The organism is Alphaproteobacteria bacterium, from assembly GCA_035625915.1.
Classification (GTDB): Bacteria; Pseudomonadota; Alphaproteobacteria; order JACZXZ01; family JACZXZ01; genus DATDHA01.
This window is the reverse complement of sequence record DASPOR010000189.1, coordinates 1-14,592: the sequence shown is the minus strand read 5'-3', so window position 1 is coordinate 14,592 and position 14,592 is coordinate 1. Positions and strand designations below refer to the sequence as shown.

The window sequence follows — 14,592 nt, the reverse complement described above, 5'->3', positions numbered from 1 at the left end:
GGCCTCCTCCTCCTTCGAGACGGTGCTTCGCACCTCCTCAGGATGAGGACGATAAAAAAAGAAAAATAATCCTCATGGTGAGGAGCCTCGCGGCGCGAGGCGTCTCGAACCATGAGGGCGCGATCTCTTCATTCGTCATGCGCGGGCTTGACCCGCGCATCCACGTCTAGGGAATGGCGGCTTCAAGGACATGGATGCCCGGGTTAAGCCCGGCCATGACGTGAGAGAGTCAACTGTCAGGGTCGCCAAATTAGATCGAGAAGGAAGTGCCGCACCCGCAGGATGACGCCGCGTTCGGATTGTTGACCTTGAAGTAGGAGCCGACCAGATCCTCGACGAAGTCGACCTCAGCGCCCTTGAGGAACTCGAGGCTCACCTCATCGATCACGACCCGGGCTTGTCCGCGCTCGAAAATACGATCGTCCGGATTGCGCGTGTCATCGAAGCTGAAGCCGTACTGAAATCCCGCGCAGCCACCGCCCGACACCGTGACGCGCATGCTGAGCCCAACGCCATTCTCTGCCGCAAGCAGCGCTGCGATACGCCGCTCGGCAGACTCGCTGATTAGCAACGCGGGTGTCTCGGTTCCGACGAGGTTTTCCGCCATATCTCCGCCATTCGCCAGTCGGTGGTTCGAAATTCGTCTGGCGCCACCTCTATTTAGTCGCTCCGGGCAGGTTGTCAAATCAGGTTTGCACCAAGGCCATCCCCGACCCGCGGCCTCCGGCGATATCGAGGTGGTCCCCTATTTGCCTGAAATGGCGCACCCCTGTAGGGTGGCGGCCATGATTTCGAGCGTTCTGGCACCTTACGCTTCCGACCCCGCAAAGACCCGAGGCCGCTTGGCGCCCGAGCCGGAAAGCAGCACGCGCACGCCTCATCAGCGCGATCGCGACCGCATCATTCATTCCGCCGCCTTTCGCCGCCTCAAATACAAGACCCAGGTCTTCGTTTACCACGAAGGCGACTATTACCGGACGCGCCTTACCCACAGCCTCGAAGTGGCCCAGATCGCGCGCTCCATTTCCCGCGCCCTGTCGCTCAACGAGGACTTGGCCGAGGCTTTGGCGCTGGCCCACGATCTCGGTCACCCGCCGTTCGGGCATGCCGGCGAAGAGGCGCTCGACGAGGCAATGAAGCCCTTCGGCGGCTTCAATCACAATGCGCAAACCCTCGGCATCCTCACACGCCTTGAACAGCGCTACGCGGAGTTCGACGGCCTCAACCTCACCTGGGAAACGCTCGAAGGTGTCGTGAAGCACAATGGCCCCCTTGTCGGCGACAATGCCAAGGGGCCGGTGCCGGAAAGCATTCGCGCCTATAACGGCATACAGGACCTCGAACTCGAAACCTGGCCCTCCGCGGAGGCTCAGGTCGCCGCCCTTTCCGACGACATCGCATACAACAATCACGATATCGACGACGGCTTGCGCGCCGGTCTCTTCACGATCGAGGACCTGCGCGACATCCCGCTGGTCGGGCCGACGTTCGAGTCCGTCGAGGCAAAATATCCGGGCCTCGAACGACCGCGGCTGATCCATGAATCGATCCGCCGCCTCATCGACCACATGGTCAACGATCTACTGGCCGAGACGCGAAAGCGTCTGGTCGAGGCGAGGCCGCGTTCGGCGGACGACGTGCGACGCCATGGCGGTCCCGTTGTTGCCTTTTCGAGCGAGATGCGCCAGAACGATCGCGCGCTTCGGACGTTCCTCTTCACGCGGATGTACCGGCATTTTCGCGTAAATCGGATGACAAGCAAGGCGCGACGCGTGGTGCGGGAACTTTTCACCCTTTTTCTTGCCGAGCCCGAATGCTTGCCGACGGAGTGGTTTCGTCTTGCGCGCACCGCTGGCTCCGATGAGACGGCGCGGGTCGTGACCGACTATATCGCCGGCATGACAGATCGCTATGCGCTCGACGAGCACCGGCGGCTCTATGACGTTCACGACCGGCCTTAAGGGACTGGAACTTTCTCCAAAATGAACCTTTACGCATACGTCAAGGATATCGTTCGCGCGGAACTCCAAGCACTGGCGGATGAGGGAAAGCTGCCGAGTGGCCTCGATTTCAGTCGTGTCTCCGTCGATCCACCGCGAGAGTCGGGGCGCGGCGACATTGCGACGAATGCCGCACTGGTGCTGGCCAAGGACGCAAGGCAGCCTCCGCGGGCCATCGCCGACCTTCTTGCCGCGCGCCTGCGCGCAATCGCCACCATTCGGGGCGTCGACGTTGCCGGCCCCGGATTTGTGAACATCACTCTCACCGATGCATTCTGGCACGCGGCCCTTGCCGACCTTTTGAGGGCGGGACTCGACTACGGAAGGTCCAACCTGGGCAGGTCCGCACTGGTCAATGTGGAATATGTCTCCGCGAACCCGACCGGACCGCTTCACGTCGCCCATGCGCGCGGTGCGGTATTCGGCGACGCGCTTAGTGCGCTGCTTGAGCACGTTGGGCACAAGGTCGTGCGCGAGTATTACATCAACGATGCAGGTCAACAGATTGATCAGCTGGCATATTCCGCATACGTAAGATATCTCGAGGCGCTCGGTGAGAGAGTCACGGAAGAGCGCTTTGCCGAGCTATTTCCGGGTCGATCCTGGGAATATCGGGGCGATTATCTGAAGCCCGTCGGCGAAGCCCTCGCGAAGGAACATGGAAAAGCGCTCAAGGATGCACCTCTCGACCGTTGGCTTCCCTTGGTGCGGGACGCTGCTGTGGACGCGATGTTGCGCCTCATCCAGACCGATCTCGAGGCCCTCGGCATCCGCCAGGATGTGTTCAGCTCCGAACGCAAGCTCGTGAACGAGGGCCGGGTCGATGAAGCCGTGCAGGAGCTGGATCGGCGCGGCTTCGTTTACACGGGCACGCTCGAGCCGCCCAAGGGCAAGCCGGTCGACGATTGGGAGCCGGTTCCCCTGATTCTTTTCCGCTCGACCGCGTTCGGCGACGATGTCGACCGGCCGCTCAAGAAGTCCAACGGCGGCTGGACCTACTTCGCCTCCGATATCGCCTACCACTGGGACAAATTTCGCCGCGGTGCGCGCGTCATGATCGACGTTTGGGGTGCCGACCATGGCGGTCACATTCGGCGGATGCAGGCTGCCGTGGAGGCGATCACCGGTGGCGAGGGCGCACTCGATATCAAGATTTGCCAACTCGTGCGCCTTCTGCGCGACGGCCAACCGGTCAAGATGTCCAAGCGCGCCGGGACCTTCGTCACGTTGCGCGAGGTTGTGGATGAGGTGGGAAAAGGGGTCGTCCGCTTCATCATGCTGTCCCGCAAGAACGATGCACCGCTCGACTTCGACCTCGCGAAAGTCGTCGAGCAATCGCGCGACAATCCGGTTTTTTACGTCCAATACGCCCATGCCCGCTGCCATTCGGTTATGCGCAATGTGAGGGAAGCGATGCCGGGACTCGATATGTCTCCCGAGTCGCTTGCAAAACAAAGGCTTGACCGATTGGCCGACTCACTTGAGCTTGGTCTGGTCAAGTTGCTCGCGGGATGGCCGCGCCAGATCGAAGCCGCCGCCGAAGCGCATGAGCCCCATCGACTGGCGTTTTATCTCTACGATCTGGCTGCCGCCTTCCACGGGCTTTGGACGAAGGGCAGGGAGGACCCGTCCTTGCGATTCATCATCGAGGAAGATGCGGTGTTGACAGGCGCCCGCCTCGGTTTGGTGAGGGCCGTGCAACTCGTAATTGCCGCAGGGCTCGCTATATTTGGTGTCGAGGCCGTGGAGGAAATGCACTGATGACGATGAATGTTGGCCCCGTCGGCACTTCGCGCGACCCCTTGCGGGCAATATATGAGCAAAAGCAAAAACGCCCCCGGCGTTGGCGGACTCTCGTGGGCGCCGCGAGCGTGTTCGTGCTTGGCGTTTTCGCGCTCATCGTCTTTTACGCCTACCAGGAGGGCAAGCGCGCGGGAACGGATATTTCCGTACCTCTGATCAAAGGCGACCAACAGCCTTACAAGGTAAAGCCGGACAATCCAGGGGGGACCGATGTCCCCGGACAAGACAAGTCGATCTATAGCGAAGTCTCGCCGGGCGTAGCCGGCGGTAATCCACCCGAGCAGTTATTGCCGCCGGCCGAGTCGCCGTTGCCAAAACCGGCGAGCAGCAGCGCCAGTACGGGAAACTCGACGGCGCCAGCACCGGCAAGTGGAGGCACCGGTGCTGCGGCCGCTCCGGTCGCAGGCAGCACGGCGTCGACCGCGTCGCCGCCCGCCGCTGTCCACATCCCGCAAATTACAGCACCTGTCGCCAGCGGCCAGTCCGGTCAGGCCGCGAGCGAAGAACCTGGGGCCACGGCGAGTACGGCATCTCGGCCGGCGCAGTTGGCCTCACGGCCTCAGAGTGGCGGGTGGAAAATTCAACTCGGCTCCATGCGCTCCTCGGAGGAGGCCGAGCGTGAATGGGGTCACCTCCAGGGCAAGGCGCCCGACGTGCTCGGGGGGCTCCAGCTCCAAGTTCAGCGCGCGGATCTCGGGCCGGGCAAGGGGGTCTACTTCCGCATTCAGGCCGGCCCGGTTGGAGACCAGCAAGCCGCCGCCGCAACCTGCGCCAAGCTCAAGGCAGCGCAGATCGACTGCCTCGCGGTAAAGCCCTGACGACGTGATCCCGTCGTGACCAGATCGGCACGGCCTCGCGCGGCCATATTGGGCTGCGCCGGCTTCCGCCTCGGCGCTGCGGAACGCGAATTTTTTGGGCAAGCCGATCCCCTCGGCGCCATCCTCTTCGCACGCAACTGTCAAAGCCCCGCTCAGGTGCGTGCGCTCGTGGACGAGATTTGTACAATCCTTGGCCGGGCGAACGCACCGATCCTGATCGACCAGGAAGGCGGACGCGTCGCGCGCCTGCGCCCACCTCGATGGCGGGCGGCACCCGCGGCAGCGCGATTCGGCGTTCTCGCCAAAAAGAACCCTGACGCGGCACGGCGCGGCGTGTGGCTCAATGCGCGCATGATTGCGGCCGAGCTTGCCGATCTCGGCATTACCGTCGATTGTGCGCCGGTCCTCGACCTTGCACTTCCCGAGACTCACGACGTGATCGGTGATCGGGCGTTCGGCTCCGACCCCGAACTGGTCGCGGCCCTTGGCCTTTCGTTCTGCGAAGGCCTTCTTGCCGGCGGTGTGCTGCCTGTCGTGAAGCACATTCCCGGCCATGGTCGTGCGCGGGCCGACAGCCATTTGGAGTTGCCGGTGGTCGATGCAACGCATGAGGTTTTGAGTGCTTTCGATTTTGCGCCATTCAAGGCGCTTGCCGCCCAGCCTTGGGCGATGACCGCCCACATCCGCTACACCGCCCTGGATCCCGTGAGACCGTGCACCATTTCGCCACGAATCATCGGCGATATCGTGCGCGGCGAGATCGGCTTTTCGGGCGTTCTCGTGTCCGACGATATCGGCATGAAGGCGCTCGACGGGACTTTTGCGGCGCGCGCCGAGGCGGCACTCGAGGCCGGCTGCGACATCGTCTTACATTGCTCCGGCGTGCTCGATGAAATGAAGGAGGTCATGGCGGCGGTGCCCCCACTCGACGACCGGGCCGCGTTTCGCACGGCAAAGGCCGAGGCACTTCGACGCGACGCGTCCCCGTTCGACGGCGAAGCGGCACTGGCCGAGCTTGACGCGCTTCTCCAGGCATCGTAAGCGGTGCCCCGTGAATTTCGCCGCCTTCCTCTACGGCCTCTCCGTTTGGGCGCTTCCGGTCATCATCGCGGTGACCTTCCACGAGGTTTCCCATGGACTCGTTGCCAAGTGGTTTGGCGACGACACCGCGTACATGCTGGGCCGGGTGAATTTCAATCCGCTTCGCCATGTGGATCCCATCGGGACGATCGCTCTGCCCGCAATTCTTTATTTTGGCGGCGGTTTCATCTTCGGCTACGCCCGGCCTGTGCCGGTCGATTTCCGGCGCCTGAATCACCCAAAACAAGACATGGTGTGGGTTGCCGCAGCCGGACCGACGATGAATTTGCTGCTTGCGTTTGCATCGGGGTTCCTCCTGCATCTGGCTGTCGTGACGCCGGATTTCGTCCGGAGCTGGGCGCTATTGAACCTCGATAACTCCATTCAAATCAATATTATGTTAGCCGTATTTAATATGTTGCCTTTACCACCGCTGGATGGCGGCCGAGTCGCCGTCGGATTACTGCCGATGGCGCTTGCCCGGCCGTTGGCAAGCTTGGAGCGGTATGGCTTTTTCATTTTGTTTTTCATGATCTTTTTCTTGCCGATCATAGGTCGGCACATGGGTCTGGACCTCAATGTGCTACACTGGCTGTTGAGCGATCCCGTCAATTTCCTTTATCGCGCGATGCGATGGCTGACCGGTACATACGATATGACGGAGATTTGAGGCGGCAGGTCGAGAGCGAATGAGCATCGATGAAAATTTCGAGGCGGCACCTGCGGCTCTTCCGCACGAGCAGCTTATCCTCGATCTTGGCGGCTACGAAGGGCCGCTCGACGTGCTCCTCGATCTCGCGCGTTTGCAGAAGGTCGACCTCGTCCGTATTTCGATTTTGAACCTCGCCGAACAGTACCTCGCGTTCATCCAGAGTGCGCGCGACCTGCGCCTTGAGATCGCCGCCGATTACCTCGTGATGGCGGCTTGGCTCGCCTATCTCAAGTCGCGACTTCTCCTGCCGCAGCAATCGGCCGACGAGGAAGAGCCGAGCGGAGCCGAGATGGCGGCGGCGCTTCGTTTCCAACTGCAGCGCCTCGAGGCGATGCGCGAAGCGGGAGTGAGGTTGCTCGCCCGGCCACAGCTGGGCATCGATTGTCATCGCCGCGGCGAGCCCGAGCGGCCCGAAATCGTCAAGAAGCCCTATTTCGAGCTGTCGCTTTACGACCTTTTGCGCGCTTACGGCGATCACCACAAGCGCCAGTCGGCCACGACTCTTCATATTGCGCCGACGAAGCTTTATTCGATGGACGATGCGTTGGGCCGCCTGAGGGAGATGCTGGGGCGGATTCCCGAATGGCAGACGTTGATGAACTTCCTTCCCGCCGACCTGCGCGGCGCCCTCGTTTTGCGCTCCGCTGTCGCCTCGACCTTCGCCGCGAGCCTGGAGCTTACGCGATCCGGCCGGGTTCAGATGCGCCAGGACCGGCCGTTCGGTCCCATCTACGTGCGCGCACGACGCGATGGCGGGCCGGAGGCTGTGACGACGGAAACCCGTGAGGAGAAATGAACGATCGTCACCAGCAGATTCGCCTGATCGAAGCGTTGCTGTTCGCCTCTTCCGAGCCCTTGGACGAGGCCATGCTGAAAGCCCGGTTGCCCGACGGGGTGGACGTGGCCGCACTCGTCGAGGAGCTGGCCCAGCTTTATGCCAATCGAGGCGTTCATGTCGTGCAGGTCGGCAAGAAGTGGGCATTCCGAACCGCCCCCGACCTCGCCGCGTTCCTCAAGACCGAGCAGACTGTTGCGCGCAAGCTCAACCGGGCGACGATCGAAACACTCGCCGTCATTGCCTATCACCAGCCGATCACCCGGCCGGAGATCGAGGAAATTCGCGGCGTTTCCCTGAGCAGGGGCACGCTGGACGTTCTGCTGGAATCGGGCTGGGTCAAGCCGGGCCGGCGGAAGGAAGGTCCGGGCCGCCCGGTCACCTGGGTGACGACCGAGGGGTTCCTCGACCATTTCGGGCTTGCAGGCATCAAGGACCTCCCCGGTATCGAGGAACTCAAGGCGGCGGGGCTCCTCGACAAGCGCCCGGCGATCGCGGCCTACGGTGCTACGTTGACCGAGCAGCAGCTTGCCGATCAGGAAGCCGAGCGTGAAGCGGCGCTCGAGGAGGCGGAACGGCTCGAACTCAGTCTTGAGGAAATAGAGCTCGCCGCCGAGGACGCAGGCGACGAGCCTGCCGGCGAGCCCGCCGAAACGCAGGAAATAACGCGGGAAATCGAGTCGGGTGACGAAGACCATGACGGCGATCCGGCAGACCGGACACCGACAGGTGAGACCAAGGCCAGGGTGGAGGAGGTGCTGCGGGACCGTGGAGAGACCTCACACGAGGATGCCCAGCGGAGGCTTCCAAATGCGGAAGATATCGAGTTCGGGGCGGAAAAGACCGAGCCGGAGAAGCCGCTGAAGACACGGCTCGGCATTGGGCTCGGCGGTCCGAAATAGGGGCAAAGCCCGGTTGAGCCTTTCGGGCGGGACTTTTTATCGGCGATACAAGGTTCTACATAACAGGCATGGCCGTTTGCCGCGATTGCGGCGGGTGGCCGCATTTGCCATGATCCGGCACCACCCGGACCCATTTCTGGCAATGGGGGTCGGTGGGGGTGCGGATTCGGCATGATTGGGAGCTGATTATGGGATCTCTGAGCATTTGGCATTGGCTGATCGTGCTGGCCATCGTGCTGATACTTTTCGGCGGCGGGGGAAAGATATCCAAGGTCATGGGCGACATGGCCAAGGGCGTCAAAGCCTTCAAGAAGGGCCTCAAGGAGGATGAGCACGAGGGCGGCGATGGTACTGCTGCATCGACCGAACCGCCGAAGGGAATCGCGACGGGTGCGGCACCGTCGGCCAACACGTCGGCGGGTCCGGATCCGGTGGTGCATCGGGACGATTCGGCCCGCCGCTGACCCGGTGGGAATGCGCTTCAATGTCAACACGCATTTCGGCGCCTGATTGGATCGTCAGCTGATAGATAGGACGGGGACTGATCGGCCGTGTTTGATATGAGTTGGTCCGAAATCCTGCTCATCGCCGTGATCGGCTTGATCGTTATCGGACCCAAGGATTTGCCGAAGGTCGTCAAGATCTTCATGCAATTCACGCAGAAGGCGCGTGCACTTGCGCGCGAGTTCCAATCGGGTGTCGAGGAAATGGCGCGCGAAGCCGAGCTGCACGAGGTGAAGGAAGCGCTCGAGAAAGACGTTTCCACCGATTTTTCCGGCGAGCTCGACCACTCGATCGATCCGGGCGGAAACGTGGCTCGCTCGCTCGAGCTTGAAACGAAGAGCGAGCCGGCCGTTGCCGCACCTGCCGCGTTGCCGGCGTCGACCGAGAGCGGAGGGAGTTCATCCGAGGGGGTGCGCGAAACCTCTCCGTCCGAAGAATCGAAGGACCCGATTTTCGTCGATGCTCTGCCAGCCGCGGAGCCAGCTCCGGCCGAAGTGCGTGCCGGTGCCGCGTTGGACGCGGTACCGGCGGCGGCGCCGAAATCCTGAGAGCGTAGATTGGAATGACCGACGGGCCGCCAACCGACAAGGCGATGCCGCTCATGGAGCATCTGATCGAGCTGCGGCGGCGGCTCATCTATTGCCTGGCCGGGTTCATCGTTGCGTTTCTCGTCGGATTTTATTTCGCGAGCACGATCTTCAATTTCCTGGTCCAGCCGCTGGCGGATCAGTTTCCCGCCCAGGCGCACAAGGCGCTCATCTATACCGCCCTGCACGAGGCGTTCTTCACGTACGTAAAGGTCGGCCTGTTCGCGGCCCTCATGATCTCCTTTCCGCTGATGGCGAACCAGCTTTGGCGCTTCGTGGCTCCCGGCCTTTATAAGCACGAAAAGTCGGCCTTCCTCCCGTTCCTGCTGGCGACACCGGTCCTCTTCACCGCCGGCGCCGCGCTCGCCTATTACGTGATCATGCCGCTCGCCTGGCACTTCTTCCTGCAATTCCAACAACCCGGCGGCAATGGGGAAATGGCGATCGAGGTGATGCCCAAGGTGAACGAGTATCTCTCGCTCGTCACGCATCTGCTCTTCGCCTTCGGCCTCGCCTTCCAGCTCCCTGTGATACTCGGCCTCTTGGCGCGCGCCGGGATGATCACGACCGAAACGCTTCGCGGCAAGCGTCGCTATGCGATCCTCATTGCCTTCATCGCCGCGGCGGTCCTGACACCCCCCGACGTGATCAGCCAATGCTCGCTCGCGATCCCGCTCATCATCCTCTTCGAGGGATCGATATTCATCGTGCGCGCCATCGAAAAAAACCGGGCTGCGCGCGAGGCTGCCGAGGAAAAGGAAGAGGCCGAACGCGAGGCGAAGGAAGCCAAGGAACGCACCACCGCCGCGGCGGGATAGAGTGCCGCGAACGACGATACCGGCCTCGTCATGGACAGAGCACTGAAAGGCATGGATGCCCGGGTCAAGCCCGGGCATGACGACTATGGGGTGTTTTGCGCAGCGCGTTGAATCGCTGCCAATGCGCAAAATTTAAATCGGACAGCCCGGGACTTCTCCATTCGTCATGCCCGGGCTTGACCCGGGCATCCACGTGCTTCGCCCATTCGGATCAGCAGCCCGTTTACGCCGGACCCCGCCTCAGCCTATAAGGGCTCGACCGGACGAGTCTGACGCGGTGAGGCGATGCACGACCTGAAATGGATTCGAGAAAATCCCGAAGCATTCGATCGAGCCCTCGTGAGCCGCGGCCTGGAGCCTGCTTCGGCCGCGATTCTCGCGCTCGACGCCAAGCGCCGCGCTGCTCAGACGACTTTTCAGGAGCTGCAATCGCGCCGCAATGAACTCTCGCGCCAAGTGGGCGAGGCGAAGCGCAAGGGCGGGGACACGGATGCGCTTACGGCCGAGGTATCGCAGCTCAAGGACGTCATTGCGGCGCGCGAGGCGGAAGAGAAAGTGCACGCAACGGCCCTCGATGCGATGCTCGCGGTGTTGCCGAACCTGCCGGTCTCGGAAGTGCCGGTCGGACCAGATGAGACCCACAATCTTGAAATCCGGCGCGTGGGGAACCTTCCCGAATTCGCGTTCAAGCCGAGGGAGCATTGGGAACTCGGCGAGAGGCTCGGCCTCATGGATTTCGAGGCTGCTGCCAAGATCGGCGGCGCGCGCTTCGTCGTGCTTAGGGGTCCGCTCGCGCGGCTCGAGCGCGCACTCGCGCAATTCATGCTCGATCTCCACACCGGAGAGTTCGGCTACACGGAGATCAGCCCACCGATGCTGGTGCGCGATCATGCGCTCTACGGCACCGGAAATCTGCCGAAGTTCGGCGAGGACCTTTTCAAGGTGGAAAACGCCGACCTGCGGTTGATCCCGACCGCTGAAGTACCGCTCACGAACCTTGCGGCCGACGCGATCATCGACGAGGTGCTGCTGCCGCTCCGCTTCACCGCCTGGACCGGATGCTTCCGTGCGGAAGCGGGGGCGGCGGGCAAGGATACGCGCGGCATGCTGCGCCAGCACCAGTTCTACAAGGTCGAGCTCGTGTCGATTGCGCATCCCGAGCGTTCCGAGGAGGAGCATGAGCGCATGACCGCGTGCGCCGAGGAAGCGTTGAAGCGCCTCGGCCTTCCTTACCGCACGGTCGTCCTTTGCACGGGCGATATGGGATTTGCGTCGCGCAAGACCTACGACATCGAAGTGTGGCTGCCGGGGCAGGGGCGCTATCGGGAGATATCGAGCTGCTCGAACTGCGGCGACTTTCAGGCCCGGCGCATGAAAGCGCGCTTCCGGCGTGCGGGTGAAAAGGGTACGCAGCTCGTCCATACGCTGAACGGCTCCGGGGTCGCGGTCGGTCGCGCCTTGATCGCCGTCATGGAGAATTTCCAGCAGGCGGACGGCTCGATCGCCATACCCGGTGTTTTGCGCCCCTATATGGGTGGGGTCGAGCGCATTGCCCGCGATGTTTGAGCCGTTCCCCGAATTTGGGAACGCCCGTATTCTGCTCTCGAACGACGATGGGATCGAGGCAAGCGGATTGAAGGTGCTCGAGCGCGTGGCGCATAGCCTCTCGGACGATGTTTGGGTGGTGGCACCCGAAACCGAGCAGAGTGCCGCGAGCCATTCGCTGACGCTTCGCGTCCCGCTTCGAATCCGAAATCGCCGCGAGCAGCGCTTCACGGTCAACGGGACGCCGACCGATGCGGTCCTGCTCGCCGTCCAGCACATCATGAAGGATCGCCGGCCCGACCTCGTGCTCTCCGGGATCAATCGCGGCGGCAACCTCGGCGAGGACGTGACCTATTCCGGCACGATCGCCGCCGCCATGGAGGGAACTCTGCTCGGCGTGCGGTCGATTGCGCTTAGCCAATGCACGACACACGGCGAGAAAACGCGCTGGGCGACGGCTGAGCAGCATGCAGCGGCCCTCATTCGCAAGCTCGTGACCATGAAATGGCCCAAGGGGGTGCTGCTCAACGTGAACTTCCCGGACGCGCCGGCGGAAAAGGTTGCGGGCGTCGAGGTCACGATGCAAGGGCGGCGCAAGCTCGGCGGCGAGCTCGACGAGCGCCGCGACCCGCGCGGATTTCCCTATTACTGGATCGGCACCATGCGCACCGAGGAGCCGTCGCGCAAAGGCAGCGACCTTGCCGCGGTCAATCGCGGCGCCATATCGGTGACCCCGCTCTCCCTCGATTTGACGCATAAGCCGACCGTGGCAGCCCTCAAGGAGGTTCTCGGGTGACGGCGGACGACGCGCGACGAATACGCCTCGTCATGGAGCTGCGGCGCTGCGGTATCACGGACACGCGGGTTCTTTCCGCGATCGAGCGAATCCCTCGCGAGCAATTCGTGCCAGCGCCGTTTCTCGACCAGGCCTACGAGGACGTGGCCCTGCCGATCGGGCACGGCCAGACCCTGAGCCAGCCGTCGATCGTCGCGCGCATGACGCAGGCGCTCGGGGTCGGGGCGCGCATGAAGGTCCTCGAGATCGGCACCGGCTCGGGCTACCAGGCGGCGATTCTCGCGCGGCTCTGCCGCCGCCTCTACACGATCGAGCGTCATCGCGCCCTTCTTGCCGAGGCGGAACAGCGTTTTCGCGCGCTCGCGCTCCGCAACATCACGACCAATTTCGGCGATGGCGCCTTCGGCTGGCCGGCGCAAGCGCCGTTCGATCGAATCATCCTGACGGCCGCCGCGAACGACATCCCAGACCAACTCGTGCGTCAGCTCGGGATTGGCGGTATTATGGTGTTGCCGGTCGGCGACCGGCACGGCGAACAACGGGTGTTGCGGGTGACGCGATTGGAAGAGCGAATCGAAACGGACGACCTCGGGCCCGCGCGGTTCGTCCCGCTCGTTTCCACCGCCGCCACGGCGCGCGAGCGCGAGGATACATAGCATGCTAACGTCTTCGATGCGGCTCGCGGCAGCGCTCACGTTTTCGGCGACGATCCTTGCGGGCTGCGGCTTTTTGGGCGTGCCGGGTCAGAAAGGCACCGCGACACCGGCCGCGGCGACGGAGCAGCCGCAAGCGCCGTCGGAAACCGTCACCGTTCAGGCGGGCGACACGCTTTACGCGATCGCACGGCGCAACAATACGCCGATTCGCGCGATCATCGACGCAAACGGCCTCACGCCACCCTACGCCCTTCGCCCGGGTCAGCAGCTTACGGTCCCCCATCCCCAAGTGCACGTCGTGCAGGCGGGCGAGACGCTTTATTCGGTGGCTCGCCAACACGGCGTCGATGCGAGCACGCTCGTGCGGGTCAATGACCTGAAGCCGCCTTACAAGATCATCGTCGGGCAGCGGCTCATCCTGCCGGGCCAGGTGACGACCGCAGCGCCGAGCGTGGCAAGCGCGCCGGCGGGCGAGGTTCAGCATGTGGAGCTTCTCCCGCCGCCGGGCGCCAACGCGGCCCAACCGCTCGCCACCCAGCCCGCAGCACCTCAGGGAACGACGCCACCGGCTGCGACGACATCGACATCGCCATCCGGACCGCCGCCGTCCCAGACGGGTTCGCCGAGCGAGATTGCCATCGCACCGCTGCCCCCGCCGCAGTCGTCGGCTCCTTCCACATCGACGTCTCCTTCACAGTCCACGACGTCGCCAGCACAGCCGTCTTCGTCCGCCAACGCACCCGTGGCCCTTCCGACGGCGCCGCCGGACCGTACTGCCCAAACGAATGCGGATAGCGCCGATGCGGTCGACGACGACAGCGACTCGACGCCGGGGAAAGTTGCGTCATTGCCGAGCGGCTCGGGGGCGGGTCATGGCCGCTTCCTGTGGCCGGTCAAGGGCAAGATCATTTCGGGTTACGGACCCAAGGAAGGCGGGCTGTTCAACGACGGCATCAACATCGGTGCCACGGAGGGCGAGGATGTCATCGCGGCCGACAGCGGGGTCGTGGTTTACGCAGGCAATGAAATCCGCGGCTTCGGCAACCTTGTCCTGGTGAAACATCCCGATGGGTGGATGACGGCCTATGCGCATAACGACCGCCTCCTGGTCAAGCGCGGACAGGAAGTGAAGCGCGGGCAGGTGATCGCGAAGGCGGGCTCGACCGGCAGCGTCTCGACCCCGCAACTGCATTTCGAGCTCCGGCGCGGGTCCCATGCCGTGGATCCCACGCGCTACATGGCGTCGATCCCGAGCTGACGTTGAGTGGCGCGCTTGCCGAGGTCGTCGTGAGAAGGCGCTTGCCGAGACTCGCGCGCGCAAACGTCAGGTGCAGCATGGATCGATCCTTCGCGACAGGGCGTGCGTTACGGTTCTGTTATATTAGAAGTTCGTACTCTAACCGCTTGGAAACACGTCATGTTTCCCAACGCACCATGGCGAGCGCACAGATGTGCGTCAACACCTAAAGTTGTATCGAGGGGAGATATTCGAAAAAGTAATTCAGGTGGCTTTGGTTTCGCCGTCGCCGCTTGGCG

General features: G+C 63.1%; 15 protein-coding genes. 14 read left to right on the top strand and 1 reads right to left on the bottom strand.

What is annotated here, in order from left to right; all coding sequences use genetic code 11:
- Positions 1-250: 250 nt before the first annotated feature.
- Complete coding sequence (erpA, locus tag VEJ16_14925; GenBank protein ID HYB10959.1) at positions 251-607, bottom strand: iron-sulfur cluster insertion protein ErpA; 357 nt, start codon at positions 605-607, stop codon at positions 251-253.
- 178 nt (positions 608-785) lie between these two features.
- Here erpA and VEJ16_14920 point away from each other — a divergent pair, with 178 nt between their 5' ends.
- The 14 genes from VEJ16_14920 (at position 786) to VEJ16_14855 (ending at position 14,314) form a co-directional block, all read left to right on the top strand.
- Entirely contained in the window at positions 786-1,961 is a 1,176-nt protein-coding gene (locus VEJ16_14920; GenBank protein HYB10958.1) for a deoxyguanosinetriphosphate triphosphohydrolase, read from the top strand.
- A gap of 21 nt (positions 1,962-1,982) precedes the next feature.
- Positions 1,983-3,761 (top strand): arginine--tRNA ligase, encoded by a 1,779-nt coding sequence (gene argS / locus VEJ16_14915; GenBank protein HYB10957.1) that lies wholly within the window; start codon positions 1,983-1,985, stop codon positions 3,759-3,761.
- Complete coding sequence (locus VEJ16_14910) at positions 3,761-4,621, top strand: SPOR domain-containing protein (protein HYB10956.1); 861 nt, start codon at positions 3,761-3,763, stop codon at positions 4,619-4,621. Before argS ends, VEJ16_14910 begins: the two co-directional genes overlap by 1 nt.
- A gap of 15 nt (positions 4,622-4,636) precedes the next feature.
- Entirely contained in the window at positions 4,637-5,662 is a 1,026-nt protein-coding gene (gene nagZ / locus VEJ16_14905) for a beta-N-acetylhexosaminidase (GenBank protein HYB10955.1), read from the top strand.
- Positions 5,663-5,672: 10 nt separating this feature from the next.
- Entirely contained in the window at positions 5,673-6,371 is a 699-nt protein-coding gene (locus VEJ16_14900) for a site-2 protease family protein (GenBank protein ID HYB10954.1), read from the top strand.
- Positions 6,372-6,390: 19 nt separating this feature from the next.
- Positions 6,391-7,209, top strand: coding sequence for a ScpA family protein (locus tag VEJ16_14895; GenBank protein HYB10953.1), 819 nt, complete (start codon positions 6,391-6,393; stop codon positions 7,207-7,209).
- Positions 7,206-8,150 carry an SMC-Scp complex subunit ScpB gene (gene scpB / locus VEJ16_14890; protein HYB10952.1) on the top strand — a complete coding sequence of 315 codons (945 nt, stop codon included), beginning with the start codon at positions 7,206-7,208 and terminating at the stop codon, positions 8,148-8,150. Before VEJ16_14895 ends, scpB begins: the two co-directional genes overlap by 4 nt.
- 188 nt (positions 8,151-8,338) lie before the next feature.
- Positions 8,339-8,614: a twin-arginine translocase TatA/TatE family subunit gene (locus VEJ16_14885; GenBank protein HYB10951.1), complete on the top strand. Its 276-nt coding sequence runs from the start codon at positions 8,339-8,341 to the stop codon at positions 8,612-8,614.
- Between the two features lie 96 nt (positions 8,615-8,710).
- Positions 8,711-9,202, top strand: a complete 492-nt coding sequence (tatB, locus tag VEJ16_14880; protein ID HYB10950.1) for a Sec-independent protein translocase protein TatB — start codon at positions 8,711-8,713, stop codon at positions 9,200-9,202.
- A 14-nt stretch (positions 9,203-9,216) separates the two neighbouring features.
- Positions 9,217-10,059 carry a twin-arginine translocase subunit TatC gene (gene tatC / locus VEJ16_14875; protein ID HYB10949.1) on the top strand — a complete coding sequence of 281 codons (843 nt, stop codon included), beginning with the start codon at positions 9,217-9,219 and terminating at the stop codon, positions 10,057-10,059.
- Between the two features lie 285 nt (positions 10,060-10,344).
- Positions 10,345-11,625, top strand: coding sequence for a serine--tRNA ligase (gene serS, locus VEJ16_14870; GenBank protein HYB10948.1), 1,281 nt, complete (start codon positions 10,345-10,347; stop codon positions 11,623-11,625).
- On the top strand, positions 11,618-12,400 hold the full coding sequence (surE, locus tag VEJ16_14865; GenBank protein HYB10947.1) for a 5'/3'-nucleotidase SurE: 783 nt from the start codon (positions 11,618-11,620) through the stop codon (positions 12,398-12,400). Before serS ends, surE begins: the two co-directional genes overlap by 8 nt.
- Positions 12,397-13,056, top strand: a complete 660-nt coding sequence (locus VEJ16_14860) for a protein-L-isoaspartate(D-aspartate) O-methyltransferase (GenBank protein HYB10946.1) — start codon at positions 12,397-12,399, stop codon at positions 13,054-13,056. Before surE ends, VEJ16_14860 begins: the two co-directional genes overlap by 4 nt.
- A 1-nt stretch (position 13,057) precedes the next feature.
- Positions 13,058-14,314: a peptidoglycan DD-metalloendopeptidase family protein gene (locus VEJ16_14855; protein ID HYB10945.1), complete on the top strand. Its 1,257-nt coding sequence runs from the start codon at positions 13,058-13,060 to the stop codon at positions 14,312-14,314.
- Positions 14,315-14,592: the final 278 nt, after the last annotated feature.